Raw genomic sequence first — 25,716 nt, 5'->3', positions numbered from 1 at the left:
CTCAGGCGGCGGAGGTCTTCAGCGAACCATTGCGGTAGCGCTTGGCCATGTCCGACAGCGCGATCGGCTTGATGGCGGAGGCATGGCCCGCCGTCCCGAACTCCTCGAAGCGCTGTGCGGCGAGCTTCGTGACCGCCGTCATCGCGGGGCCGAGATATTTGCGCGGATCGAACTCCTCCGGCTTTTCCGCAAAGACCTTGCGGATCGCGCCGGTCATGGCGAGGCGGCAATCCGTGTCGATGTTGATCTTGCGCACGCCGTGGCGGATGCCGCGCTGGATCTCTTCGACCGGCACGCCCCAGGTCGGCTTGATCTCGCCGCCGTGCTTGTTGACGATCTCCTGCAAGTCCTCCGGCACGGAGGAGGAGCCGTGCATGACGAGATGTGTGTTGGGCAGCTTGCGATGGATCGCCTCGATGACGTTCATCGCGAGAACCTCGCCGTCCGGCTTGCGCGAGAACTTGTAGGCACCGTGCGAGGTGCCCATGGCGACGGCGAGCGCATCGACATGCGTGTCCTCGACGAAGCGGACAGCTTCCTCCGGGTCGGTCAGAAGCTGGTCGTGGCTGAGCGTGCCTTCGAAGCCGTGCCCGTCCTCCTTCTCTCCCGACCCCGTCTCGAGCGAGCCGAGAACGCCGATCTCGCCCTCGACCGAGGCGCCGCACCAATGCGCCATGTCGGAGACGCGCCGCGTGATGCCGGCATTGTAGGAATAGTCGGCCAGCGACGCGCCGTCCTCCTTCAGGGAGCCGTCCATCATCACGGAGGTGAAGCCGTGCTGAATGGCGGTGATGCAGGTCGCTTCGTTGTTGCCGTGGTCGAGATGCATGCAGATCGGAATGTCGGGATGCATTTCCGATAGGCCTTCGATCAGCCGGGCGAGGATGAGGTCGTTGGCATAGGCGCGCGCGCCGCGGCTCGCCTGGAGGATGACAGGGGCGTCCGTCTTGGCGGCAGCGGCAAGGATCGCCAGCCCCTGTTCCATATTGTTGATGTTGAACGCCGGGACGCCGTAACCATGCTCGGCGGCATGATCGAGAAGCTGGCGGAGGGTGATCAGGGCCATGGGGTCTTGTCCTTCCGTTTCGATCAGCCGAGCGCGGCCGTGACGTCGGCGACGATGCCGAGATAGCCTTCGGCGCTCCAGGCGGAGCGGCCGATGAAGAGCCCGTCGATATGCTCGCAGAGCGCGAGATCGACGCAGTTGCCGGGATTGACGCTGCCGCCGTATACGACCGACAGCGGCGCGCCCAGGCGGTCGGCGGTCAGCGCCTTGATGCGCTTGTGCTGCGCGTCGGCGAAATCGGGCTCCGCCGGCGTGCCGCCTTCGCCGATCGACCAGACGGGTTCGTAGGCGAGAATCACCTTGGCGCCGCCCGCCCAGTCGACTTTCGAGATCGCCGCCAGAACCTGGCGCTCCAGCGCCTCCTGGGTGCGGCCGGAATCGTACTCTTCCTTCGTGTCGCCGATGCAGACCAGCGCGGTCAGCCCGTGGCGCACCGTGGCGGCGGTCTTCAGCGCCACGGTTTCATCGGTCTCGTTGAAGAAGGTGCGCCGCTCGGAATGGCCGATCTCGACCAGCGCGCCGCCGCAGTCGCGAACCTGCGGCACGGAAATCTCGCCGGTCCAGGCGCCGCTATCCTTCCAATGGGCGTTCTGCGCGCCGACGATCACGTCCGTCGCCTTCAGTTGCTCGGCCACCCGATGGAGAACCGTGAAGGGGGGGATCACGAAGAGCTGGGCGTCGTCGGAGCGATGGGCGCGATCCGACGCCTTCAGGATCTCGCAGAAGGCGTCGGCCTCGGCGATCGTCTTGTTCATTTTCCAGCTGGTGCCGATCCAGGGACGCTTGCGCAAAGTCGCTCCTCCAAAATGTCGATAAGTCGTCCGGTCTTCTCGCCGGAACGGGGGAGGGGGCCGCGCGTCTCGCCGAAACCCCCACATGAAAACGGGGCCGGCTCTTTCGAGCCGGCCCCGCTGGTCCGGTGCCTCAGGCGCGGGCCTTGGCCTTCGCCTTTTCCGCCACCTTCTCGGCGGTGATGCCGAAGTGCTTGTAGAGATCGGCGCCCGGCGCCGACGCGCCGAAGCCGTTCATGCCGATCACGTCGTCCTCGTCCTCGACGAAGCGCGTCCAGCCGAAAGGCGAGGCGGCCTCCACCGCGATGCGCGGCGCCGAGCCGAGCACGGCGTCGCGATAGCTCTTGGGCTGCTTGGCGAAAAGCTCCCAGCAAGGCATGGAGACGACCGCCGCCTTCACGCCTTCGCCGGCCAGCGCTTCTGCCGCCGCGACCGCAATCTCGACTTCCGAACCGGTGGCGAGGATCGTAACGGCGCGCGCGCCGCCTTCCGCCTCGCGCAGGACGTAGGCGCCCTTGGCCGAAAGGTTCTCGGAGGAGGCTTCCGTGCGCACCGCCTTGAGGTTCTGGCGCGACAGGACGAGCGTCGTCGGCGCCTTCACGTCGCCGAGCGCCGCTTCCCAGCATTCCACCGTCTCGATGCCGTCGGCCGGGCGCATGACCAGCATGTTCGGCATGGCGCGCAAGCTTGCCAGATGCTCGATCGGCTGATGCGTCGGGCCGTCTTCGCCCTGGCCGATCGAGTCATGCGTCATGACGTAGACGACCGGCTGGTGCATGAGGGCCGACAGGCGCATGGCGGGCCGCGCATAGTCGGAGAAGCAGAGGAACGTGCCACCGAACGGCGTGAAGCCGCCATGCAGCGAGAGGCCGTTCATGACGGCGGCCATCGCGTGCTCGCGCACGCCATAGAAGATGTAGTTGCCGTCATAGGCACCCGCCTGCACGGGCTTGGCAGCGCCAGCCTTGGTCAGGTTGGAGCCGGACAGATCGGCCGAGCCGCCGATCAGCTTGGCGGACTTGGCGGTCAGCGCCTCGACCACCATCTGGCCGGCCTTGCGCGTGGCAAGGGAGGCCTTGTCCGCGATCATCTTGGTCTTCAGCTCGGACAGGAGCTCGGCCGGATTGCCGTCGAACCCGTCCTTCAACACGCGCTCGAACGCCTCGCGTTGCGCGGGGTCGGCCTTGGCCAGACGCTCAGCCCAGGCCTTGGCATCGGCTTCGCCACGACGGCCGAAGCTCTTCCACTGGTCGGTCAGGTCTTCCGGCAGCACGAAGGGCTCATGTGCCCAGGTGAAGTATTCGCGGGCATAGGCGATGCCCTCGGCGCCGAGCGGAGAGCCGTGGACGCCGGACGTGCCGGCCTTCTTGCCGCCGCCATAGCCGATCGTGGTGCGGCAGGCGATGAGGGTGGGCTTGTCCGACTTTTGGGCGCGTTCGATCGCGGCGGCGATCGCGGCGGGGTCATGGCCGTCCACCGCATCGGTGTTCCAGTTGGCCGAGGCGAAGCGACCCGCAACATTGTCGGAAGTCGTCAGATCGGTGGCGCCGTCGATCGTGATGCGGTTGTCGTCCCAGAGAACGATCAGCTTGTTCAGCTTCAGATGGCCGGCGAGCGAGATCGCCTCCTGGCTGACACCTTCCATCAGGCAGCCGTCGCCCGCGATCGTATAGGTATAGTGTTCGCAGAGATCGGTGCCGAAGCGCGCGTTCAGGATGCGCTCGGCGAGCGCCATGCCGACGGCGGTCGCCAGACCCTGGCCGAGAGGGCCGGTCGTGGTCTCGATGCCGGCGCCTTCGCCGAACTCGGGATGGCCGGCGGCCTTGGAGTGAAGCTGGCGGAAGCGCTTCAGCTCGTCGATCGTGAAGTCCTCGTAGCCCGTGAGGTGCAGGAGGCTGTAGAGCAGCATCGAGCCGTGGCCGGCCGACAGGACGAAGCGGTCGCGGTCCGGCCAGTTCGGCTGCTTGGCGTCGAACTTCATGAAGCGCGAGAAGAGAACGGTCGCGACATCGGCCATGCCGAGCGGCATGCCGGGATGGCCGGAATTGGCGGCCTCCACCGCGTCCATCGACAGGAAGCGGATGCCGCTGGCGAGATAGCGCGTCACCGTGACGTCGAGCGGGGGAAGGTTCGGTTTGTCGAGCATGTGGGTCCTCCGAGATGCGGGGGCTCGTCCACCCGGTTCGCCCATCCCCGACGTGCCGAACACGAAGGAAACGCGGGCTAGGGGCGAGGAACCCTGTCCGTCCTGGGCAGAGCATTCCCACGGGCGGCGCGCCAAATCAATCGTCGCCCCTAGAAATATGTTCATATGAACGAGAAAAACGCATATGAACAGGTTTTGGGATTGTCGCTGCGATGGCCGGCCGTCCTTCCCACCTGCGAGCAGCCGAGGCCTAAGTGGACGCAATCGCCCCCACCGAAATCGAGCTGATGACCGAGATCGCGCGGCGCTACTACGAGGGCGACGCGACGCAGGCCGACATCGCGGCCGAGTTCGGCCTGTCGCGCATGAAGGTCAGCCGCCTCCTACGCCAGGCGCGGGAGGAGGGGGTGGTGGACGTGCGCATTCGCGTTCACCGCACCGTGGCGGCCGATATCGAGGAGCGCCTTTGCGCGCGCTTCGGCCTGAAGCGCGCGCTGATCGCGGCCGACCGGGCAGACGCCGAAGCGCAGCGCGACGACGTTGCCCTGGTGGTGGCGGACTATCTCGACCGCGAGCTCTTCACCGGCGCGACCGTCGCCGTCGGGATGGGTCGCAACGTCGCGGCCGTTGCCGACACGCGGGGGCGCCCGGCGGTGGAAAGCGCGGTCTTCGTGTGTGCGACGGGGGGCGCGCATCGCGCCGGCGAGCCCGGCAATGCCGACCATATCTGCCGCAAACTGGCGCGCCGCTTCGGCGGCACGCCGGAAACGCTCTATGCCCCGGCCTATGTGCCGGACGCGGCACTGCGCGACGCGCTGCTGCGCAACCAGACGGTTCGCCGTACGCTGGATGTCGCCCGCTCGGCCGACTTCGCTCTGATCGGCATCGGCGATCTCGGCGAGGAAAGCCACATGGTGCGCATGGGCTGGTTCAAGCGCGACGAGATCCTGGCCGCGCGCGCCGCCGGCGTGGTGGGCGATCTCATGGGCTACGACTTCTTCGATCTCGAAGGGCGCGAGCGCAACGAAATCCTCGGCGGCCGGGTCATCGGCCTTCGGCTGGAGGAAATGCGCGCCATCCCCAATGTCGTGGCGATCGCCTCCGAGCCGACGAAGACCGTGGCGATCCTCGCAGCTCTGCGCACGGGGATCATCGGCGTCCTCGCGACCTCGCTCGTCAATGCGCAGAGCATCCTGGCGCTGGACGAGGCGACCCGCCTTGCAACCCAGAAGGCGCCTTGAACATTTGAACGGAAAGTGTTTGAAGTAACAGCAACGCGGCGGCGCGGACCGTCGGCCGATCCCGCGCGTTCGGGCTCCCCAGCCCCGCCCCAATCTAGAGGTCGAAGGAGACAAGACCATGAAGATCGTTCTGGGTGGCGACAGCGCCGGCGTTCCGCTCGTGAAGGTGCTGATGGAGCACCTGCAGAAGCGCACCGATCTGGAAGTCGTGGACGCCAGCGCGGCGCCGACCGGCGAGTCCGAGCGCTATGCCACGACCACGGATCGGATCGCGAGCCAGGTCGTCGACGGCACGTTCGATCGCGGCATTCTGGTCTGCGGCACGGGCATCGGCGTCTGCATCTCGGCCAACAAGGTGCCGGGCATCCGCGCCGCGCTGACGCACGACACCTACTCGGCCGAGCGGGCCGCGCTCTCCAACAACGCGCAGATCATCACGATGGGCGCGCGCGTGATCGGCCCCGAACTCGCCAAGGCGATCGTGGACTCCTATCTCGCGCAGACCTTCGACCCCGCCTCGTCGTCCGGCCCCAATGTCGATGCGATCGACGCGGTGGAGCAAAAGTACAAGAGCGCCTGAGGCGCCCCGGATCCAAGCTTTCAGGAAGGGTCGGCCCCGCAGGCCGGCCCTTCTTGCGTCTTGCGGCGGGGGAGGGCCGAGAAGAGCCCTCAACTGTTGCAGCCAGGGACTACACGTTTGCCCGCATCCGTCCTATTATGGATTTTGGAATGCTGTTGCAGGGGTGTACGACGATGTTCCATGGCGAAGACATGCAGATGATCCGCGATCGCGCCTATGCGATCTGGCAATCGGAAGGCCATCCCGAAGGCCGCGCCTTGGAGCATTGGCTGATGGCGGAGCGTCAGCGTCTCGCCTCCGATTCGGCCCAGCCCTGGTACGAGGCGAACGGCATGGAAGGCGAGACCGCCTTCATGCGCCGCATGCTCTGGACCGCGCAGCCCTTCGTGGCGGAACACGCTACTTTCCACTGACCCCGACACGCGTCGTCAGAACGCGTAGCGAACCTCGCAATAGGGCATGGCTTCATTCAGCCATGTACGAAGGCGCGCCAGCCATTGGCCTTTCCAGCCATGGCGGTAGCGCAGGTTCACCATGCCGCTTTCGCTGACCTTCTCCTCCTGAAGGTCGGGCCGCCAAAGCGCGTCCTCGCCCTTGGGGTGCCAGCCCAGATTGATCTCGTGCAGGCCGGCATTGTGAGTCAGCATGATGATCTCGAATTTCAACTGCCGCTTGGCAGCGGGCGAGAGCGCGGCGTCGAGTTCGCCGAAGAGCGCCTTCCACTCGCCCTCCCATTGCTCGTGCACGATGACGGGCGAGAAGTTCACATGCACCTCGTAGCCGGCGGCGACGAAATCGTTGATCGCCGCGATCCGCTCCGCGATCGGTGAGGTGCGGATGTCGACGCTGCGCGCCATGGCCTGGGGCATGAGCGAGAAGCGGATGCGCGTTCGTCCCTGCGGGTCGTAGCTCAGGAGATCGCGGTTCACGTGCTTCGTGGCGAACGAGCCCTTTGCGTTCGGCATCCCGCGAAACGCCTCGACGAGCAGGTGCACATTGTCCGACAGCGTGGCGTCCACCGAAAGATCGCCGTTCTCGCCGAGATCGTAGACCCAGTCCACGGGATCGACGCTGTTGGGCTGGGGCTTGGGGCCGAGCCTTCCCGCATGCCGGCGCAGCGCCGCCACGACATCCTCGCCGTTCACGAAGATCGTCACCGGGTTGGCATACCCCTTTCGGCGCGGAACGTAGCAATAGGAACAGGCCATGGCGCAGCCATTGGACGAGGAGGGCGCGATGAAGTCGGCGCTGCGCCCGTTCGGCCGCAAGGTCATGCTCTTCTTCAGCCCGAGCACGAGAACGTCCCGCTTGATGCTCAGCCAGCCGTCGACGCTCGACGGGTCGTTGAAGAGCTCCGGGATGCGGGCATAACTTTCGACCTCCACCTGCTCGGCCTGCGGAAAGCGCGCGAGAATCGCCTGCCCGCGCGGATGGGCGCGCGCGGCGGGTTCGAGATAGATGCGGGTGGGGTCGATCAGCGGGCGAAGGGCCATAGCTCCGATATGGTGTCGCGGCGGGCGAGGGAAGGGGCCGCGGGCGGCATGTTGCGGACATTAGACGCGATCTCCAAGAAGATCAGCATCCCGGACTATCAGGAGCCGGCTATATAAGTCGAAGCAGTGTCAGGCCATGGATGAAACCCATCTGCCGTTAGAAGCCTCTCAATAATTTTCAAGCATCGTCCGAACAAACAGGAATGTCGAGCGGATCGAATCGCAGAGGCCGAGCTCGACATCGAATGCCAGGGAACGCTGGGAGAAAGTCGTCCGCTTCATCGCGGACCGATACGGGCCGCCGAGCGCAAGCAATGCGTCGAGGCGCTCGGATCCGATTTGTTGTGCTCGGCAGGACCACGGTCCCAGGCCGGTTAGTGTTCGATGTCGGCTGAAGGACGATCATCATGCGAATGACCATCAGGGCAAAGTTAATGGCGTCCTTCGGGGTCGTCCTTCTGCTGTTCGGCCTCTGCGGCTACCTCTCGATCGGCAGCCTCGCCACCACCAACGCCGCCATGTCCGGCTTCGTCGGCGGCCCTTTCGCCCAGGTCCAGAGCGGACTGGCGATCCGAGGCAACGTCACCGACATGCGCCGTCTGCTCCTGCGCATCCTGATGACGACGGACGAAACCGTGATTGCCGCCAGCAAGGCCAACATCGCGGAAAACTGGCGGGCGATCGACACCTCTCTGACCAGTCTGACCGGCGCCATGAACGAGGAGCAGCGTAGCGCCTGGTCCGACCTCCCGTCGCTCGTCGAGGATTACCGCCGCGTGGTGGACCTCGCCTTGAACAGCTTGGAAGTGGCCGACATGGAAGTCGGCAACAAGGCGATCCTGGCGGCGAATGCCGCCCTGAGCCCGATCCTGGCCGAGCTGAATGTCTTGCGCGGCGATCTGCGCCGGGCCGGCTCGCTGGAAAACGCCCTGGGCGTGGACGATGCGATGACGGCAATGGAAGCGTCCCGCCGCCTCGCGGTCGAGGCCGTGGTTCTGGCCGACGACCAGCAGATCCGCCAGTCCGCCGACGGCTCCAAAGCCGCTTCGAGCGAGGTCGATCGCCGTCTCGACGGCCTGTCGGCCCAGTTGACCGGCGCTCCCGCCGATGTCTTGGCTCGTGCCAAGGCGGGCTGGGACAAGGCGCGAGAGGAGATCGCGCGGCAGGCCGCGATCGGCGTGGAGAACACGTTCGCCACAGCCCAGGCGATGCTTGAAAATCAGGTCGTTCCGCCCGCCAACAAGCTGGGCGATCGCCTCGGCCAGCTCAACGAGGAACTGTCCCTCGCGGCCGAAAGCGACGTGAAGTCGGCCGAGGCCCGCTACGAGGCGACCCGCCTGACCCTGATCGCGCTTATCGTCGGCGCGGTGTTGATCGGCGCGGCGGCCGCCATCTGGATGTCGCTCGCGATCTCTCGCGGCCTGACGAAGTCGGTGAAGTTCGCCGAAGCGATCGGCGCGGGCGATCTGACCCAGACCGCCCCCGTCACCAGCCGGGACGAGATCGGCGATCTCCTCGGCGCGATGAACACCATGTCGGCCCGCTTGCGCGAGATCGTGTCGGACGTGACGAACTCGGCGACGCAGGTCGCCGCCGGCGCCCGCCAGTCCGCCGTGACGGCCGAGCAGTTGAGCCAGGGCGCGACCGAGCAGGCCGCCTCGACCGAGCAGATCGGCCAGGGCGCCAACGAGCAGGCCGCGACCACGCAGCGCCTTTCCTCCGGCGCCAGCGAGCAGGCCGCCGCCACCGAACAGGCTTCCTCGGCCATGGAAGAAATGGCCGCCAACATCCGCCAGAACGCCGAGAACGCCGGCGCCACGGCCAAGATCGCGGCTCAGGCTTCGCAGAACGCGCAGCGCAGCGGCGAGGCGGTGATCAACTCCGTCGAGGCCATGCGCACGATCGCCGACAAGATCTGTATCGTCCAGGAAATCGCTCGCCAGACCGACCTTCTCGCCCTCAACGCCGCGATCGAAGCGGCCCGTGCCGGCGCTCATGGCAAAGGCTTCGCGGTCGTCGCCTCCGAAGTGCGCAAGCTCGCCGAGCGCTCGCAGCAGGCGGCGTCCGAGATCGGGTCCCTATCGACCTCGACCCTCTCCATTTCGGAAGAGGCCGGCCGGATGCTGGAGCAGCTCGTTCCCGACATTCAGCGCACCGCCGATCTCGTGGCCGAAATTTCCGCCGCCTGCCGCGAGCAGAATGTAGGCGCCGATCAGATCAACCAGGCGATCCAGCAGCTCGATCAGGTGACGCAGCAGGTCACGCAGTCGGCCGCGCAGATCGACCAGGTGGCGCAGCAGACCAGCGCCGCGATCCAGCAGCTCGACCAGGTGACGCAGCAGAACGCCTCCGCCGCCAACGAGATGTCGGCGACCTCCGAGCAGCTCGCCGCCGAGGCGCGCCGCCTGAACGACCGGGTCGCCTATTTCCGCCTGAGCGAGGCGGCCGACCAGAAGCCGGTGCTGCCGCCGCTCGCGCACAGCGGCTCCGTCGCCCCGAGCACGCCGCGCCCTGACGTGCGCACCCTGCAGAACCGCGTGGACCAGTTCGCCAGCACCGCGCGCCCCGCGCCGGCCCCCAAGGCGCCGGCCTCCAACAGCCCGCGCGGCGGCTTCGATCTCGACCTCAATGAGAACGACCGCCAGCGGGGCTTCGAGCGCATGAGCGGCTAAGGCGGGAGCAAGGCTGCCGCTGAACGACTGATCGTGCCTGCGGGCCGCCCTCCGACCTTCGGGTCGAGGGTGGCCCGCGGGCTCGTACAAAGTCTGCCCCGTCTGCGGCCCTTCGCCGCTGGACGAGAGCCCCGCCTTGCGCCATGAGCACGCGGCGAATTCCAACAGCGGGACCGAACGCCCATGACCGTCGTCGCCGCCTACGAATACCGGGACGGAAAGCGCCTGCGGGAAGTCTCGTTGTCCGAGCCCTTGCCGCCGCGCGAGCCCGGCAGCTTCGTCTGGATCGGCATCGCGGACCCGACCGAGGCGGAGATGTCCGCGCTCGGCCATTGCTTCGATCTCCATCCGCTGGCGCTGGAGGACGCAAGCCATCCGCATGTGCGGCCCAAGCTCGAAGTCTATGACGGCGAGCTGTTTCTCGTGGCGCGCACGGCGATGCGGGAGGGCGACCATATCCGCTACGGCAACACCTCGATCTTCGTCAGCGAGGACGTGATCGTCACGATCCGCACCGGCTCGCACAGCGACCACCGGCCGCTGCGCGCCAAGCTCGAGGCCTCGCCGCTGCTGCTGCGATACGGCGTTGACTACGTGCTGTATGGCGTTCTCGATTTCGTGGTCGCCAATTACGAGCCTGTCCTGGAATCGATCGAGGAGGACCTGTTCGACATGGAGCGGCGCGCGCTCGACGCCTTCCTGACCCGCGGCGAGATCAACACGCTCTTTTCCATTCGCCGCGAACTCGCCCGCTTCGGCCGCATCATGGGGCCGATGGAAGAGGTGCTGGAGCGGCTCGCCCATCTCGAGCACAAGGGGCTCGACGCCGAAGTGCGGCCCTATTTCAGCGATGTCTACGGCCGGGTGCGCCGCGCCACCGCCCGCATCGAGGGCGCGCGGGACAGCATCACCGCGACGCTCGAAGCCTCCTCCTTGCTGGAGCAGCATCGGCAGGGCGAGATCACCCGCCAGCTCGCCGCCTGGGCCGCCATCCTCGCCGTGCCGACGGCGATCGCCGGCGTCTACGGCATGAATTTCGAGAACATGCCGGAATTGCACTGGCGCTACGGCTATTTCGTCGTGCTGACCGCGATCGTCGGCATTGCCGGCTTCCTGTTCTGGCGCTTCCGGCGCAGCGGCTGGCTTTGAGAGCCTGTTTGGAAACTCGGTCGGGTCGGTCCGACGGTTCTTTTTAGCCGACGCTTCGTTGCCAATCCTCGCCGATGCCGCTGGCATCGACTGCGTTTGGCGCCTCGCGACGCCCAAAAATCCCTCGCCGGCCCTCCGCCGCCGAGCTTCCAAACAGCCTCAGAGGCTCAAGCCCGCCCGCTGGCGGCAAGGTCAGACTGCGCGTCGAAGCGGCGTGTAAGGAGAAGCAGGATTGCCGCGCCGGCCATGGTGCCCATCGCTGCGAGGATGGTGGCGCGAAAGCTCAGAAACGTCGCGAGGGCCGCCAGGAGGCTGGTGGCGGCCAAGCTGCCGAGGAAGAGGCTGTTCATGTAAAGCGAGGTCGCGCGGCCGATGCGCCCGCGTGAGAAGCCTTGAACGAAACTGGCGCTGACGCCGGCGAAGAGGCCGTAATAGACGCCTTCCGCCGCCGCGCCGACGATCAGCGTCGGGATCGAATGGACCTTCGAGAGCAGGGCATAGGCGAGGACGCCAAGCCCCGCCGAGGCGAGGAGGCAGGTTCGCGCGCCGAAGCGCGCGATCAGCGGCGCGCAGGACAGGATCAGCACCACCTCGAACAGGCATTTCACGCCGAAGGACAGGCCGGGCGCGAAGGTCGGCAGGCCGATGTCCTGAATCAGGAAGATCGGCAGCGAGACAGCACAAAGGCACTGTGAGATCGAGAAGAGCAGGCACACGAGCCCGGCGATCCGCAGCGCCGGGTTCGGCCCGTCCTCCCTCGCCGCAGCCGAGCTGTTCGCTGGCGTCGGCGTGTCTTTGCGAAAGCCGCGCGGCAGGCAGAGAAAGCCAAGGCCGAGACACAGCGCCGCCAGAACTGCGGCATGGCGAAACACCGAAGCGCTGCCCCAAAGATCGGCCGCGCCGAAACCCAACGGCGGCCCGATCATCCAGCCGAGCGACGTCATGGTGCGAAGGCGCGTGTTGGCGCGGGCGGGATCGATCCCGTTTCGCTCGGCATGAAGCCGCCCGAGACTGTAGAGGCTCGTGGTCGCCGTCTGGCCCAGCGCCACGAGGGGCGCGGCGAGCGTGAGAAGGCGCGCGTAGTCATGCGGCAGGGCCAGGATCAGCGTGCCGGCGAGCATGCAGAGATTGGCAAGCGACACCAGCCGGGCGATCGGCCAGCCCCGGTCGATCCGCTCGCCCGCCGCCCGGTTGGCCGTCACGCTCACCAGCGTCGTGACGCCGGCATAGAGCCCGATCGCCCAGGGCGGCTGGCCGAGATCGTGAACGATGTGGAACCCCATGAAGGTGACGAGCGAAGCGTTCGTCAACGCGAGACCGAACAGAAATAGGAGAATGAGAGCCGCCTCGCGGCCCGCCTGTCGAGGAGAAGGGGAGGGCACGATCATGGGACGATTCCTCGAGCGGCGACCGGGCAGGCCGCCGGCCAGCCCCTTCGGTCCGCCCGTACCGCCGCCGTATGTCGGCGAGATGACAGCCGCGGGCTTCCGCTGGCGCATCCCCAAACCACACAAGGATGCCAAGCCAATCAGATGAAATTCCGGGGGATCGCAACAAGGCGAGTTGACAGATGTCGAGCCATGCTTGAAAAAAGTCACAACGAAGCGCCGATGGGAGTCGGTGCCGGGGAGGGAGGGCGACACCGGGGGAAGACCGGCCGCCTTCGGGAGGAGGCACCATGTCGGCACCGCTTCTGCGGGTTGAAGGGCTACGCAAGTCGTTCGGCGGCGTCGCGGCTCTGAAGGACGGCCGCTTCGAACTGGCACCGGGCTCGGTCCATGCGCTGTGCGGCGGCAATGGCGCGGGCAAATCCACGTTTCTTTCCATCCTCATGGGCATTCACAAGCGCGACGGCGGCACGATCTGGCGCGGCGAGCGCGAGGTGGAGTTTTCCGGTCCGGCCGAGGCGCTGGCCGCCGGCATCGCCATCATCGAGCAGGAGCTAAGCCCGGTTCCCTTCATGACGGTGGCCGAGAACATCTATCTCGGCCGCGAGCCTTCAGGCCGCTTCGGCGGCATCGACTTTCGGGCCATGAACCGCGACGCGCAAAGCCTGCTCGACGAGCTGGGCTTCCAGATCCGCGCGAGCCAGACCATGCAGACGCTGACCGTCGCGCAGATGCAGCTGGTCGAAATCGCCAAGGCGCTGAGCCACGACGCCGAAGTCATCTTCATGGACGAGCCGACATCGGCCATCGGCGAGCGCGAGGCGCAGCAGCTCTTTTCCGCCATCGAGCGCCTGAAGGCCCAGGGGCGCGGCATCGTCTATGTCTCGCACCGCCTGTCGGAAATCTTCCAGATCGCCGACAGCTACACCGTGTTCCGCGACGGCGCCTATGTCGCCAGCGGCAAGCTGGCCGAGACGGATCGTCCCTCGCTGATCCGCATGATCGTGGGCCGCGAGATGGGCGAGGAATATATCAAGACCAACGCGCCGACCGCCGAGATCGGACTGGAGGTCGAGGGCCTGTCGAGCCCCGGCCATATCTCCGACATCTCGTTTTCCGTGCGCAAGGGCGAGATCTTCGGCATCTACGGGTTGATGGGCTCGGGCCGCACGGAAATCTTCGACGCCCTGTTCGGCCTCGACCCCAAGGCGCAGGGGCAGATCCGCGTCGAGGGGGCCGACGTCTCCATCACCGGCCCGCGCGACGCGATGCGCCAGGGCATCGCGCTGGTGACGGAAGACCGCAAGCAGACCGGTCTCAACCTGTCGGATTCGGTGCGCGCCAATATCGCGCTCGCCAGCCTGCCCGAGATGAGCCCCGGCTTCGTGATGCGCGGCAAGGCGGAGGTCGAGGCCAGCCGCGCCATGATCGAGCGCTTCGCCATCAAGGCGGCGCGCGACACGATGCCGGTCTCCGGCCTGTCGGGCGGCAACCAGCAGAAGGTGGTGCTCGGCAAGTGGTTCCTGCGCAATCCGCGCCTGCTCCTGCTGGACGAGCCGACGCGCGGCGTCGATGTCGGCGCCAAGCGCGAGATTTACCGCGTCATCTGCGACTTCGCGGCCGGCGGCGGCACGGTGGTGATGATCTCGTCCGAGATCGACGAGGTGCTGGGCATGTCGGACCGCGTCATGGTCATGCGCGGCGGGCGCTCGGCCGGCATTCTCGAGCGCGCCGAGGCCAGCGCCCAGTCGCTCGTCCATCTTTCGACCTGAGCCTCGCCCCTCGGGACGTCTCGAACGCTATGGGAGAACAGCGTTGTCTGACATCGGTATGAAACCGGCCACGGGCTGGTTCGGCTCTGAGCGTCGCCGCCTCCTGATCCAGGAATACGGCATCTTCATCGCCTTTCTGGTGCTCGTCGCGGTGCTGGCGCTGTCGAACGAGTTCTTCCTGACGGCCGGCAACATCTCCAACGTCCTGCTCCAGACCTCGATCAACGGCGTGCTCGCCATCGGCATGACCTTCGTCATCCTGACGCGCGGCATCGACCTGTCGGTCGGCTCGGTCGTGGCGCTGGCCGGCATGGTCAGCGCCAGTCTTGCCACGACCTCGCCGGCGGGCGTCGCGGGCGGGCCCTATCCCGTGGCGCTGGCGCTCGCCGCCGGCATCGGCGTGGGCGTCCTGACGGGCTCGATCGTCGGCCTCATCGTCTCGCGCTTTTCCGTGCCGGCCTTCGTGGCGACCCTCGGCATGCTCTCGGCGGCGCGCGGCGCGACTCTGATCTACGGCAACGGGCGCCCGGTGCCCGGCCTCGTGCCGGACTTCCGCTGGATCGGCACGGGCAACGTTCTCGGCGTGCCCATGCCGGTGGTGATCCTCGCCGGCGTCTTCATCGTCTCTTGGTGGATTCTTTCGCGCACCCGCTTCGGCCGCTACATCTATGCCGTGGGCGGTAATCCGCACGCGGCCAAGACATCCGGGATCGACGTCACTCGTATCCGCTTCCTCGTCTATGTCATTTCCGGCGCGCTGTCGGGCCTCGCCGGCATGATCCTGTCGGCGCGCACGGGCTCGGCCCTGCCGCAGGCCGGCGTCGCCTACGAGCTCGACGCCATCGCGGCGGTGGTCATCGGCGGCACGTCGCTGTCGGGCGGCGTCGGGCGGGTGACCGGCACCCTGATCGGCGCGCTGATCATCGGCGTCATGAACAACGGCCTCGATCTCCTCGGCATCCAATCCTACTACCAGCAGATCCTGAAGGGCGCCCTGATCGTCGGCGCCGTGATGCTGGACCAGACGCGCAAGCACGGCGCCTGACCCCATCAACGCGCCCGCGCGCGTCTCATGCCCATCGGCGCACCCGCGCCCATCGTCTCGGCCGGCGGAGGAGCCGGCCCATCCAACGGAGCGCCGGATCGGCGCGCCCGCACCAGACCATCCAGGGAGGAACCACCACATGAAGAAACTCATGCTCGCCTTCGCCATGGCCTCGGCGCTCTACGCGCCCGCCGCCATGGCCCAGGAAAAGCTTAAGATCGGCGCGACGGTCTACGGCCTCAACGCCGAGTTCATGCAGATCTGGACGGCCGCGCTGCAGAAGCACCCGGCCGTCAAGAGCGGCGAGGTCGAGGTGACGATCTTCGACGGCCGCTACGACGCGCTGGTCCAGCAGGAACAGTTCAACACGATGATCACGCAGAAATACAACGCGATCATCTTCGTGCCGATGGATGTCGAGGCGGGCGCCGCCGCCGTGCAGACCGCCCATGACGCCGGCATTCCCGTGGTCGGCTCCAACGCTCGTGTGAACTCCGACCTTCTCGCCTCCTATGTCGGCTCCAACGACGTCGAGGCCGGCGAACTGGAAGCCAAGTCGGTTCTCGACAAGATGGGCTGCAAGGGCAATGTCGTCATCATCGAGGGACCGATCGGCCAGTCCGGCCAGATTCAGCGCCTCGAAGGCAACGAGAAGGCGCTGGCCGCCTGCCCGGATGTGAAGGTGCTGGAACAGCAGACGGCCAACTGGTCGCGCGCCGAGGCGCAGACCCTGATGGAGAACTGGCTGACCTCGCATCCCGGCCAGATCGGCGGCGTGATCGGTCAGAACGACGAGATGGCGCTCGGCGCGATCGAGGCGATCAAGGCGGCCAATCTCAAGGTCGAGGACTTCGCCATCGCCGGCATCGACGGCGTGACCGACGCGATCAACGCGGTGAAGGCCAAGGAGATGGCCTCCATCCTGCAGGACGCCAACGCCCAGGCGCAGGGCGCGCTGGACGTCGCCATCAAGGCGGTGAAGCCGGACTACCAGCCCCAGTCCGATATCTGGAAGCAGTATCCGGCCATGAGCTGGAAGGATGGCAAGGAAAAGACCTATCTCGTGCCCTGGACGCCGGTGACGCTCGACAACGCCGACAAGCTCCTGGAATCGCGCAAGTAGCATCGATTGGGAGCGGTGGCCTCGCTGCCGCTCCCGTCTCTTCGCCAGGCCCCTGGCCCGTTCGGCGACGCCCGCCTGTCCGCCTCGGCGCGGGCGTGGTCCAACCGGCCGCCACGCGACCCATCGAAGACTGAACTCCCCATTCGAGACTTAAAGGATAGGCCGCCATGAGCGACGCCAGCCCCCAAGTGGATCTGAACTTCTCGCTCGCCGGCAAGGTCGCGCTCGTCACCGGCGGCGGCTCCGGCATCGGCGCGGCGATTGCGCAGGCCTATGCGCAGAAGGGCGCGCGCATCGCCGTTCTCGACATTCAACAGGAAGCCGCCGAAGCCATGGCGAAGTCGCTCGGCGACGACGCCAAGGCCTTCCGCTGCGACGTGTCGGACGCCGCCTCCGTCACGTCGGCGATCGACGCCGTGCTCGCCGCCTTCGGGCAGATCGACATCGCGGTGAACAGTGCCGGCATCGTGGCGCTCGCGCCGGCCGAGGATCTCGGGGTCGATGCTTGGGACAAGACCATCGCCATCAATCTGAAGGGCACGTTCCTGGTCAGCCAGGCGGCGGGCCGGGCGATGATCAAGGCCGGGCGCGGCGGAAAGATCGTCAACCTCGCCTCGCAGGCCGGCACGGTGGCCATCGACGAGCATGTCGCCTATTGCGCCTCGAAATTCGGCGTCATCGGCCTGTCCAAGACGCTTGCCGCCGAATGGGGCAAGCACGGAATCTGCGTCAACACGATCTCGCCGACGATCGTTCTCACCGATCTCGGCCGCAAGGCCTGGAGCGGCGAGAAGGGCGAGGCGGCGCGCCGGCGCATTCCCTCGGGCCGGTTCGCCTACCCGCAGGAAATCGCCGCCGCGGCGGTTTTCCTTGCCTCCAACGGGGCGGATATGATCAACGGCGCCGACCTTCTGGTCGACGGCGGCTACACCATCGTCTGATTTTGGGAACGGGTGCCAAACCATGATGCAGCGTTTCATCAACAACCCGGACGAGGTGGTGGAGGATACGGTGAAGGGCTTCGTGAAGGCCCATCCCGATCTGGTCCGCCTGTCGGAGCGCAACCGGCGCGTCATCGTCTCCACCTTCGCCCCGCAAAAGGGCAAGGTCGGCGTGGTGACGGGCGGCGGCTCGGGCCACGAGCCGGCCTTCATCGGCTACACCGGCCGCAACATGCTGGACGCGGTGGCCGTGGGCGAGCTCTTTTCCTCGCCGACCGCCAAGAGCTTCCATGACGCGTTCAAGGAGGCCGATGGCGGGGCAGGGGTGGTCTGCCTCTACGGCAATTATGCCGGCGACAACATGAACGTGAAAATGGCGACCAAGCTCGCCTCCAAGGACGGGATCGAGATCGCGACCGTCGTCGCCAACGACGACGTCTGCTCGGCCCCCCTGTCGGAGCGCGAGAAGCGCCGGGGCGTGGCGGGGGAGATTCTCCTCTGGAAGATCGGCGGCGCCAAGGCGGCGAGCGGCGCGAGCCTGGAAGAGGTGCGCGCCACCGCCCAGCGCGCTATCGACAATTGCCGCTCGGTCGGCATCGGCCTCGGCCCCTGCACGTTGCCCGCCGTCGGCCATCCCAATTTCCAGATCGAGCCCGGCACGATGGAGGTCGGCATCGGCCATCACGGCGAGCCCGGCATCCGCGTCGAGCCCTTGAAGACCGCGGCTGAGGTGGCGCGCGACATGGCGACGATCGTCCTGGACGACCACGCCCTCCCAGAAGGGGCGCAGGTCGCGGTCCTCGTCTCGGGCCTCGGCGCGACGCCGCTGAACGAGCTCTACATCCTCGGCGACACGATCGAGGAGGAGATCGCAAAGCGCGGCCTCAAGATCCATCGAACCTATGTCGGCAATTATTTCACCTCGCTGGAAATGGTCGGCGCGACGCTGACGGTGATCGCGCTGGACGAGGAGCTGAAAGCTCTTCTCGACGCGCCCGCCGCGTGCCCCGCGCTGGTTCAGGTCTGAGGAAACGGTGACCATGCAGAGCTTTTCCAATAGCGGCAGCGGCGCGATCGTCCTCGCCATGGCGGACCGGATCGTGGAGAACCGGGCCTATCTTTCCGAGATCGACGGCAAGATCGGCGACGGCGACCATGGCGTGAACATGGCCAAGGGCTTCGGCATGGCGGCGGACCGGCTGAAGGGCCGCGACGTGAGCCTGACCGAGGCGATGGAGACCTTGAGCGAAGTGCTGATGGGCGAGATCGGCGGCTCCATGGGCCCGCTCTACGGCATGATGTTCACCGAGTTCTCCGAAACACTGGGCCAGACCGAGGCGATCGACGCCCCGCTCTTCTCCGCCATGCTGCACAAGGGGCTGGAGGGCATCCAGTCCATCGGCTCGGCCAAGGTCGGCGACAAGACGCTGATCGACACGCTGGTTCCCGCCGTCGAGGCCTTCGACCAGGCGACGGGGGAGGGCCGATCCTTCGCCGACGCGCTCGACGCACTGACGAAGGGCGCCGAGGCGGGGCGCGATTCCACGATCGACCTCGTGGCGAAGATCGGCCGGGCGAGCCGGCTGGGCGAGCGCTCGCGCGGCGTGCTCGATGCCGGCGCGACCTCCTGCGCCATGATCCTGACGGTCCTGGCGGAAGGAGCCAAGGCGCGGCTGTCGGCCTGAGCCTTCTCACCTTCGCCGGGAGTTGCGCGCCACGGCGCGCCCGTGTGAAAGGTGGCTTGAAGGCAAGGCCCAAGCGAGGCGGCGTGACCACGGCGAAACCCAAGCTCAAGACGGCCAAGGACGGCACGGCGGACGCGGCAATCCCGGTTCCGCTCCGCTTCGGCGACGATCCGCAGCTTTGGGCGGCCTGGCTCTACTACGAGGAAGGGCTGACGCAGGGCGAGATCGCCGACGCCATGGGCGTCTCGCGCGCCACGGTCAACGCCACGCTTGCGGACGCGCGCGAGCGCGGCGTGGTGGACATCACGATCGAGCCGCAGCGCCTCGCCGCCGTCACGCTGGCGCGCGAGGTGAAGCGCCATTTCGGCTTGCATGACTGCCTTGTCGTGCCCAATGGCGGCGAGGCGGGCCAGCTGATCGACCGGCTCGGCCGCGCCGGCGGCTTGGCGCTGATTGATCTCCTGCGCTCGGGCGACACGCTTGCTGTTGCCTGGGGGCGCACGGTGCTCGCCGTCGCCCGGCAGCTGCGCGCGCCCCGGCTGCAGGATCTTCGCGTGGTGCAGGCGACGGGCGGCATGAGCACCGGCACACCCTTCTCGCCCGAGCTTTGCGCCTCCGCCATCGCGGACGCGCTCGGCGCCTTTTGTCTGCCGTTGACGGCGCCCGGCATCGTGTCCTCGCCGGAACTGCGCGCCCTGCTTCTGGACGAGCCGCTGCTGCGCGCCCAGTTTGAGGCGCTGCGGGGGGCCAGCCGCGCGCTGCTCGGCATCTCATCGCTGCGGCCCAATTCCACCATCCATTCCTCCGGCTTCTTCGATGCGGTCCCGCTGCAGGACTATCTCGCGCGCAACGCGGTCGGCGTCGTCGCCGGGCGCTTCATCGGCCCGGGCGGCGAGCCGGTGGAAGGGCCGCTGGACGAGCGCACGATCGGCCTGTCGCTCCAGGATCTCGCGGGAATCGAGCGGCGCATCGCGGTGGCCGGTGGCTTCGACAAGGTGCCGGCGATCCTCGCCACGCTGCGCGGCCGCCATTGCGACGTCCTGGTGACCGACGCCGCCACGGCGCGCGGCATTCTCGACGCGGAAGGCGTGGCCAGCACGGCCTTTCTGAAGCGCGGCCAGCGCCCGAGCGACGCGCCTCCCGCCGCCGGGCCCGAGCTTCAGCGCCGCTTCGTCAAGAAGTTCCTGAACGACCCGGACGACGTGGTGGACGAGATGCTCGACGGCGCCGCGCGCGCCCATCGCACGCATCTCGTGCCCGTTCCCGGCGCGCGGCGCGCTTTCATGGCCAAGGCTGGCGCGCGAAAAGGCCGCGTCGCGCTGGTGGTCGGCGGGGGCTCTGGGCACGAGCCCTGTTTCCTCGGCTATGTCGGGCGCGGCATGGCGAGCGCGGTGGCGGTCGGCAACGTCTTCTCCTCGCCGCCGCCGGACCCGATCCTGCGCGCCGCCAGGGCGTGCGACGGTGGCGCGGGCGTTCTCTTCGTCTATGGCAATTATGCCGGGGACACGATGAATTTCGAGATGGCGGCCGAGCTGGCGACCGACGCGGGGATCGCGGTGCGCACCGTCGTCACCACCGACGACGTCGCCTCCTCCTCGCCGGAGGATCGGGACGGGCGGCGCGGTGTCGCCGGCAATGTCTTTGTCTTCAAGGTGGCGGGTGCGGCCTGCGACCTCGGCTGGACGCTGGAAGCCTGCGAGGCCGCCGCCCGCCGCGCCAACCAGCGCACCTACACGATGGGCGTCGCGCTGGAGCCCTGTTCCATGCCGCAGAGCCGGCGTTTCAACTTCGCCATCGGCCCGGACGAGATGGAGGTCGGCGTCGGCATCCACGGCGAGCCCGGAGTCTCGCGCGAGGCGATCCGCCCGGCCGACGCGGTGGCCGACACGATCATGGACCGCATCCTGTCGGAACTGCCGGAAGATCGCGGCGGACGTGTCGCGGTGCTGGTGAACTCCTTCGGCGCGACGCCGCTCATGGAACTCTACGTTCTCTATCGCCGGGTCGAGCAGCGGCTTGCCGCGCGGGGCCTGACCGTGGCGCGCAACTGGATCGGCCACTATTGTACCTCGCTCGACATGGCCGGCGCCTCGGTTTCGGTGCTTCATCTCGACGACGCGCTGCTGGCCCTTCTCGACCATCCCTGCGACACGCCGTTCTTCCATGTCGCGCCATCCACAACCTGAGGATCAGGCCGTCCGCACACAGGCTTTTGTTGGGGGCGCCTGAAACGCGGGCCGTGTTTTCCTTGCGAAAGGGCGAGGGCGCGGCCTAGACCGGCAAGGGGAGATCCGCCACGCCGGGAGGGCGACGAGGCTCATGGAACAGACCGCATCCAACCGACTTGCCGCCGTCTTCGCCGCCATTCGGCAGGCCGTCGAAGCGGAGAAGACGCATCTGTCGGAACTCGACGGGCCGATCGGCGACGCCGACCACGGCACGACGATGGCGCTCGGGTTTCGCGCGGTCGACCGCACGCTCAGTGCGTCGCGGGACGCCAGCCCCTCCGTGATCTTCGCGCAGGCGGCGGCCGCGTTTCTCGACGCGGTCGGCGCCTCCACCGGGCCGCTCTATGCGACCGGCTTTCGCCGCGCGGCGCAAAGGCTGGAAGGGCGCGTCGAGTTCGGCCCCGAGGAACAGGTCCTGACGCTGGAAGGCATCGCCGCCGGGATCGCCGAGCGCGGCAAGGCGCAGCGCGGCGACAAGACCATGCTCGACGTTTGGCTGCCGGCGGCGGAAGCGGCGCGCGCCGCCTTCGTCCGAAAGCAGCCGCTGTGGCCCGCCGTCACCGAGACCGCCGAGCGGGCGGCCGAGGCGACGGGCTCCATGGTCGCCTCGCGCGGGCGCGCCGCGCGGCTCGGCGAACGCTCGCTCGGCCATCTCGACCCCGGCGCCGTGTCCGCCGCACTGATCCTGCGCGCCATGGCCGGCATTCTGTCGCCCACCGCTTGAGCCCTCTCCTTCAGCTCTTCGGCAGGCCCTCTTGATGCGGACGGCTTGAAGAGGGTGGAGGGGCTCTGGAAGTGTCCCAAGCCGGCGCGCCGAGCCGCGGGAAATGCAGCAGGAATGGAGCCGAAGGTTGCGCCGTTCACCTGCCGCAACAGGAAGCCTTTCGCATGCGCGGCCGACTCGGCCACCGTCCAACGGGCGTAGACCGACAGCAGGATTCGTTCGGGGCCTGCCTGGGAAGGCGCCTCGGGAACTCTCGTCAGGATCGAAAACGGGGCAGTTTTCGCCCGTGGATTTTCCGAATCCCGAAAACGTTCGCGGGTTTCCCAAACCGCCTGGCACACGGTCGGCTCAAGTTTTTCCCGCAGCGCAAGAAGGCGCTTGATCACGACATCGAGAAGTGGCATTGGGCCGCAGTCCCGGAGACGCAGTTCCCCCACCCCTCCGGGCTCCAATCGGAACCTCAACCTCGATGCCAAGCGACAGTAACAGTCGATTGACGCGGCCGCGTCAGGTCTCGCCGCACGGCGCCTCTCTCTAGAGGCGTCGCTTCGCGACGGGTGCCTGCGCGGCGACCCGGAGCGAACCCATGCAAGACACTCTCGAATTCGAGTGGCTCTCCCAGCTTGCCAAGGATGCGGAAGAGTTTCGCGGCAAGCATGTCGCCGACATCGTCCAGAAGCTGAACGAGCTGACCGCCGAGGCGGCGGCCTTCGTGACCGCCCGCCTGCCGATCGAGGTCGCGGCCGAAGTCTTCGACCACCCCTCGCTGGACGAGCCGCAGAACATTCTCGCCGCGCTCGACGCCTCCAAGGCCGCCGCGGTTCTCGACGCCATGGCGGCGGACCGGCTGGCCTATCTCTTCCGCGACATGGAGGAGCCGCCGCGCGAGCAGCTTCTGGCGCTGCTCACCAACGAGACGCGCTCCGTCGTCGCCTCGCTGCTGACGCACCCGGAAGGCAGCGCCGGCAGCCTGATGACCACGGAGTTCGTCTCCGTGCCGTCCAGCTGGACCATCGGCGAGACGCTGAAGCACGTGCGCGAGGTCGAAGGCGCGCGCGAGACGATCTACGCGATCTACGTGGTGGACCCCGCGACCCGCCGCCTGGAGCGCGCCGTCTCGCTGCGCCGTCTGATCTCGGGTGATCTGCACGCCCCGGTCGGCTCGGTCGCGCGCTACGACAATCCGATCACCGTCCTGCCGCAGACCGACCGCGAGGAGGTCGCGCGGCTGATTTCCGAGTACGACCTTCTCGCCATTCCGGTGGTGGACGAGAAGCGCCACGTGCTCGGTATCGTGACGGTGGACGACGTGATCGACGCCATGATCGAGGCCTCGACCGAGGACGCGCACAAGTTCGGCGGCGTGGAAGCGCTGGACGAGCCCTATCCCGACATCGGCTTCCTTGAAATGCTGAAGAAGCGCGCCGGCTGGCTCGCGGTTCTGTTCCTGTCGGAAATGCTGACGGCCAGCGCCATGCAGCATTTCGAGGACGAGCTGGAGCGCGCCGTCGTGCTGACGCTGTTCATCCCGCTCATCATGAGTTCGGGCGGCAATTCCGGCAGCCAAGCGACCTCGCTCATCATCCGCGCCTTGGCGCTGGGCGAGTTGAAGCTCGGCGACTGGTGGCGCGTGGCGCTGCGCGAAGCACCGACCGGCCTGGCGCTGGGCGCGTTCCTCGGCGTCATCGGCATGGCCCGCATTGCGATCTGGCAGACGGCCGGGATTTTCGACTACGGTCCGCACTGGGTCCTCGTCGGCTTGACGGTCGCCCTGGCGCTCGTCGCCATCGTCACCTTCGGCTCGCTCGCCGGCTCCATGCTGCCCTTCATCCTGAAGCGCCTCGGCTTCGATCCGGCCAGCGCCTCGGCTCCCTTCGTCGCCACCTTGGTCGACGTGTCGGGCCTCGTGATCTATTTCAGCGTTGCGCTTCTGGTGCTCAAGGGAACGCTGCTTTAGGTCTCCATCGAGCGACGCCTGAAGAAGCTATGGGCCATTGAAAACGGGCGCTCCTTGGGCGTCCGTTTCCTGTTTCGGCGTCCGTTGAGCCCCGTCAAGCGGCCCGGGGCGTGGAGCGGACCAGTCGCAGCTTGACCGGCTTGCGGGCGGGCTCGGCCGGGGCAGCTTGAACTGCCGGACCGGCGGCCGGAGCGTCGGCGCCATCCATTCGGAAGAAGCCCATGCGCTCGTTCAGCCGCAGCGCCTCGCCCGACAGTTGGCCGGCGGTCGCCGCCATCTGCGTGGCCGCGCCGGCATTGGCCTGCGTCACCTGATCGAGCTGGCTGATCGCCTGGTTGATCTGCGACGCGCCGACGGACTGCTCGCGGCAGGCCGCCGAGATTTCCGACACGAGTTCGGCGGTGCGGCGAATGTCGGGAACGAGCCTCTGTAGCCGCGCGCCGGCGTCCTCCGCGACGCTCAAGGTGCGCACCGAAAGCTCGCCGATGTCGCGCGAGGCGGCCTGCGCCCGCTCGGCGAGCTTGCGCACTTCGGAGGCGACCACCGCGAAGCCCTTGCCGTGCGAACCCGCGCGCGCGGCCTCGATCGCGGCGTTGAGGGCCAGGAGATCGGTCTGACGGGCGATCTCCTGCACGAGCGCGATCTTCTCCGCGATGGCCCGCATGGCCTCGACCGACTGTTCCACGGCCTCGCCCGTCTCGCTCGCGTGGCGGGAGGCTTCCAGCGAGATCTTCTCGGTGGTCGCGGCATTGTCGGCGGTCTGGCGCACATTGGCGCTCATTTCCTCGATCGCCGCCGAGGCCTGTTCGGAGGCCGCCGCCTGCTCGGTGGAACCCGAGGACAGTTGCTCGGCCGCCGCCGCCGACTGGGTCGAGCCCGAGGCGACCGTGCCGGAGGAGGCAAGAACGCCGCCGACGATCTCGCGCAGGCGCCCGCTCATCTGCGCCATCGTGCGCTGCAGCTCGGCCAGTTCGTCCGTGCCCCTGGCGGCCACCGGCGCGCTCAGGTCGCCCTTGCCGATGGCTCGCGCCAGGGCGATGGATTGGTCGAGCGGGCGACGGATGCTTCGGCGAAGGGCCCAGCCGGCAAGCAGCGTCAGGGCGATGCCGGGCGTGCTCCACAGCACGGCTCGCAAGGCGCCGTCCCGGATCACCGCCGTCACGTCGTCGACATAGATCCCCGTCGAGACCGACCAGCCCCAGGGCTCGAAGGCCACGGAATAGCCGCGCTTGGCGAACAGACCCTCCTGGCCCGCGCGGGTCGTGTCGTAGTCGGTCCAGCCGCCGCCCGTGCGGGCGTGCCCGATCATGGTCTGGATGTAGAGATTGCCTTGGGCGTCCTTGCGGTCCCAGGCGCTGGAGCCTTCCTCCGCAGGGTCCTGCGCCAGCACGCGGCGGCCTTCGTAGTCGTGGAAGAAGAGATAGTCGCCGTTGTTGAAGCGCACCGGGCGCAGGATCGCCTTGGCCATGGCCTGTGCCGTCGCCTGATCGAACTCGCCGGCCTTGGCGCGCCGATCCAGGCTGTCGAGGATCGACAGGGCCGAATCGACCTGGGCCTTCAGATAGAGGTTGCGATCGCTCCAGACCTGATCGCTCAGAAATTTCAGCTGCACCGCCACGACAGCCGCGATCACGAGGACGCAGAGCATCGTCAGACCCATGAGCTTTCGCGACACCGTCATCCGCATCATCGCCTTCACCCCTTCGCCGGTTCCT

General features: G+C 67.5%; 20 protein-coding genes. 14 read left to right on the top strand and 6 right to left on the bottom strand.

The genetic code is table 11. The annotated features are described in order from the left end of the window. Nucleotide 1 precedes the first annotated feature (1 nt). From fba to tkt, 3 genes are all read right to left on the bottom strand, one after another. Nucleotides 2-1,066, bottom strand: a complete 1,065-nt coding sequence (gene fba / locus M673_RS19100) for a class II fructose-bisphosphate aldolase (protein WP_061978273.1) — start codon at nucleotides 1,064-1,066, stop codon at nucleotides 2-4. 23 nt (nucleotides 1,067-1,089) lie between these two features. Then, nucleotides 1,090-1,857 (bottom strand): triose-phosphate isomerase, encoded by a 768-nt coding sequence (locus M673_RS19095; RefSeq protein ID WP_082639869.1) that lies wholly within the window; start codon nucleotides 1,855-1,857, stop codon nucleotides 1,090-1,092. Nucleotides 1,858-1,990: 133 nt separating this feature from the next. Beyond that, a complete protein-coding gene (gene tkt, locus M673_RS19090; RefSeq protein WP_061978272.1) occupies nucleotides 1,991-4,003 on the bottom strand; it encodes a transketolase in 2,013 nt (670 codons plus the stop codon). A gap of 287 nt (nucleotides 4,004-4,290) precedes the next feature. On the opposite strand from tkt, the gene M673_RS19085 reads away from it, so the two are divergent. The 3 genes from M673_RS19085 to M673_RS19075 all read left to right on the top strand — a co-directional run bounded on the left by M673_RS19085 (nucleotide 4,291) and on the right by M673_RS19075 (nucleotide 6,237). Next, nucleotides 4,291-5,244 (top strand): sugar-binding transcriptional regulator, encoded by a 954-nt coding sequence (locus tag M673_RS19085; protein ID WP_061978321.1) that lies wholly within the window; start codon nucleotides 4,291-4,293, stop codon nucleotides 5,242-5,244. A gap of 118 nt (nucleotides 5,245-5,362) precedes the next feature. Next, entirely contained in the window at nucleotides 5,363-5,824 is a 462-nt protein-coding gene (derI, locus tag M673_RS19080) for a D-erythrulose-4-phosphate isomerase (protein ID WP_061978271.1), read from the top strand. A gap of 197 nt (nucleotides 5,825-6,021) precedes the next feature. Then, nucleotides 6,022-6,237: a DUF2934 domain-containing protein gene (locus M673_RS19075; RefSeq protein WP_244510310.1), complete on the top strand. Its 216-nt coding sequence runs from the start codon at nucleotides 6,022-6,024 to the stop codon at nucleotides 6,235-6,237. A 15-nt stretch (nucleotides 6,238-6,252) separates the two neighbouring features. Here the strand turns inward: M673_RS19075 and M673_RS19070 are convergent, their stop codons facing one another. Continuing rightward, nucleotides 6,253-7,317: a spore photoproduct lyase family protein gene (locus tag M673_RS19070; RefSeq protein WP_061978269.1), complete on the bottom strand. Its 1,065-nt coding sequence runs from the start codon at nucleotides 7,315-7,317 to the stop codon at nucleotides 6,253-6,255. Nucleotides 7,318-7,724: 407 nt separating this feature from the next. Here M673_RS19070 and M673_RS19065 point away from each other — a divergent pair, with 407 nt between their 5' ends. Together M673_RS19065 and M673_RS19060 are read left to right on the top strand one after the other, a co-directional pair. Next, the gene (locus M673_RS19065; protein ID WP_082639868.1) at nucleotides 7,725-9,989 is read left to right on the top strand and encodes a HAMP domain-containing methyl-accepting chemotaxis protein; all 2,265 of its coding nucleotides are present in this window, start codon (nucleotides 7,725-7,727) and stop codon (nucleotides 9,987-9,989) included. 183 nt (nucleotides 9,990-10,172) lie between these two features. Beyond that, a complete protein-coding gene (locus M673_RS19060; RefSeq protein WP_061978267.1) occupies nucleotides 10,173-11,138 on the top strand; it encodes a magnesium and cobalt transport protein CorA in 966 nt (321 codons plus the stop codon). A 167-nt stretch (nucleotides 11,139-11,305) separates the two neighbouring features. Here the strand turns inward: M673_RS19060 and M673_RS19055 are convergent, their stop codons facing one another. Next, the gene (locus M673_RS19055) at nucleotides 11,306-12,526 is read right to left on the bottom strand and encodes an MFS transporter (protein ID WP_061978266.1); all 1,221 of its coding nucleotides are present in this window, start codon (nucleotides 12,524-12,526) and stop codon (nucleotides 11,306-11,308) included. A gap of 290 nt (nucleotides 12,527-12,816) precedes the next feature. On the opposite strand from M673_RS19055, the gene M673_RS19050 reads away from it, so the two are divergent. The 9 genes from M673_RS19050 (at nucleotide 12,817) to mgtE (ending at nucleotide 24,001) form a co-directional block, all read left to right on the top strand. Continuing rightward, the gene (locus M673_RS19050; protein ID WP_061978265.1) at nucleotides 12,817-14,298 is read left to right on the top strand and encodes a sugar ABC transporter ATP-binding protein; all 1,482 of its coding nucleotides are present in this window, start codon (nucleotides 12,817-12,819) and stop codon (nucleotides 14,296-14,298) included. Nucleotides 14,299-14,356: 58 nt separating this feature from the next. Then, entirely contained in the window at nucleotides 14,357-15,343 is a 987-nt protein-coding gene (locus M673_RS19045) for an ABC transporter permease (RefSeq protein WP_061978264.1), read from the top strand. A 139-nt stretch (nucleotides 15,344-15,482) separates the two neighbouring features. Beyond that, the gene (locus M673_RS19040; RefSeq protein WP_061978263.1) at nucleotides 15,483-16,466 is read left to right on the top strand and encodes a substrate-binding domain-containing protein; all 984 of its coding nucleotides are present in this window, start codon (nucleotides 15,483-15,485) and stop codon (nucleotides 16,464-16,466) included. Nucleotides 16,467-16,633: 167 nt separating this feature from the next. Then, nucleotides 16,634-17,407 (top strand): GolD/DthD family dehydrogenase, encoded by a 774-nt coding sequence (locus M673_RS19035; protein ID WP_061978262.1) that lies wholly within the window; start codon nucleotides 16,634-16,636, stop codon nucleotides 17,405-17,407. 25 nt (nucleotides 17,408-17,432) lie between these two features. Then, nucleotides 17,433-18,434: a dihydroxyacetone kinase subunit DhaK gene (locus tag M673_RS19030; protein WP_061978320.1), complete on the top strand. Its 1,002-nt coding sequence runs from the start codon at nucleotides 17,433-17,435 to the stop codon at nucleotides 18,432-18,434. 13 nt (nucleotides 18,435-18,447) lie between these two features. Beyond that, complete coding sequence (dhaL, locus tag M673_RS19025) at nucleotides 18,448-19,092, top strand: dihydroxyacetone kinase subunit DhaL (RefSeq protein WP_061978261.1); 645 nt, start codon at nucleotides 18,448-18,450, stop codon at nucleotides 19,090-19,092. 83 nt (nucleotides 19,093-19,175) lie between these two features. After that, on the top strand, nucleotides 19,176-21,278 hold the full coding sequence (locus M673_RS23780; protein WP_082639879.1) for a bifunctional sugar-binding transcriptional regulator/dihydroxyacetone kinase subunit DhaK: 2,103 nt from the start codon (nucleotides 19,176-19,178) through the stop codon (nucleotides 21,276-21,278). Nucleotides 21,279-21,411: 133 nt separating this feature from the next. Beyond that, entirely contained in the window at nucleotides 21,412-22,044 is a 633-nt protein-coding gene (dhaL, locus tag M673_RS19010; RefSeq protein ID WP_061978260.1) for a dihydroxyacetone kinase subunit DhaL, read from the top strand. Nucleotides 22,045-22,630: 586 nt separating this feature from the next. Next, nucleotides 22,631-24,001 carry a magnesium transporter gene (gene mgtE, locus M673_RS19005; RefSeq protein ID WP_061978259.1) on the top strand — a complete coding sequence of 457 codons (1,371 nt, stop codon included), beginning with the start codon at nucleotides 22,631-22,633 and terminating at the stop codon, nucleotides 23,999-24,001. Nucleotides 24,002-24,095: 94 nt separating this feature from the next. On the opposite strand, the gene M673_RS19000 is transcribed toward mgtE, so the two are convergent. Further along, entirely contained in the window at nucleotides 24,096-25,691 is a 1,596-nt protein-coding gene (locus M673_RS19000) for a methyl-accepting chemotaxis protein (protein ID WP_061978258.1), read from the bottom strand. Nucleotides 25,692-25,716 lie beyond the last annotated feature (25 nt).

This window comes from Aureimonas sp. AU20 (assembly GCF_001442755.1).
GTDB lineage: Bacteria > Pseudomonadota > Alphaproteobacteria > Rhizobiales > Rhizobiaceae > Aureimonas.
Note: the sequence above shows the minus strand (reverse complement) of the source record. Positions and strands in the feature narration are given on the sequence as shown.

Bases quoted from the DNA above. Each gene is read 5' to 3' on its own strand.
- M673_RS19070 (WP_061978269.1), bottom strand. From the start codon at position 7,317: ATGGCCCTTCGCCCGCTGATCGACCCCACCCGCATCTATCTCGAACCC.
- M673_RS19000 (WP_061978258.1), bottom strand. From the start codon at position 25,691: ATGATGCGGATGACGGTGTCGCGAAAGCTCATGGGTCTGACGATGCTC.
- M673_RS19050 (WP_061978265.1), top strand. From the start codon at position 12,817: ATGTCGGCACCGCTTCTGCGGGTTGAAGGGCTACGCAAGTCGTTCGGC.
- M673_RS19045 (WP_061978264.1), top strand. From the start codon at position 14,357: ATGAAACCGGCCACGGGCTGGTTCGGCTCTGAGCGTCGCCGCCTCCTG.
- mgtE (WP_061978259.1), top strand. From the start codon at position 22,631: ATGCAAGACACTCTCGAATTCGAGTGGCTCTCCCAGCTTGCCAAGGAT.
- M673_RS19055 (WP_061978266.1), bottom strand. From the start codon at position 12,526: ATGATCGTGCCCTCCCCTTCTCCTCGACAGGCGGGCCGCGAGGCGGCT.
- M673_RS19065 (WP_082639868.1), top strand. From the start codon at position 7,725: ATGCGAATGACCATCAGGGCAAAGTTAATGGCGTCCTTCGGGGTCGTC.
- M673_RS19060 (WP_061978267.1), top strand. From the start codon at position 10,173: ATGACCGTCGTCGCCGCCTACGAATACCGGGACGGAAAGCGCCTGCGG.
- M673_RS19030 (WP_061978320.1), top strand. From the start codon at position 17,433: ATGCAGCGTTTCATCAACAACCCGGACGAGGTGGTGGAGGATACGGTG.
- M673_RS19085 (WP_061978321.1), top strand. From the start codon at position 4,291: ATGACCGAGATCGCGCGGCGCTACTACGAGGGCGACGCGACGCAGGCC.
- M673_RS19075 (WP_244510310.1), top strand. From the start codon at position 6,022: ATGATCCGCGATCGCGCCTATGCGATCTGGCAATCGGAAGGCCATCCC.
- dhaL (WP_061978260.1), top strand. From the start codon at position 21,412: ATGGAACAGACCGCATCCAACCGACTTGCCGCCGTCTTCGCCGCCATT.
- M673_RS19040 (WP_061978263.1), top strand. From the start codon at position 15,483: ATGAAGAAACTCATGCTCGCCTTCGCCATGGCCTCGGCGCTCTACGCG.
- derI (WP_061978271.1), top strand. From the start codon at position 5,363: ATGAAGATCGTTCTGGGTGGCGACAGCGCCGGCGTTCCGCTCGTGAAG.
- tkt (WP_061978272.1), bottom strand. From the start codon at position 4,003: ATGCTCGACAAACCGAACCTTCCCCCGCTCGACGTCACGGTGACGCGC.
- fba (WP_061978273.1), bottom strand. From the start codon at position 1,066: ATGGCCCTGATCACCCTCCGCCAGCTTCTCGATCATGCCGCCGAGCAT.
- M673_RS19035 (WP_061978262.1), top strand. From the start codon at position 16,634: ATGAGCGACGCCAGCCCCCAAGTGGATCTGAACTTCTCGCTCGCCGGC.
- dhaL (WP_061978261.1), top strand. From the start codon at position 18,448: ATGCAGAGCTTTTCCAATAGCGGCAGCGGCGCGATCGTCCTCGCCATG.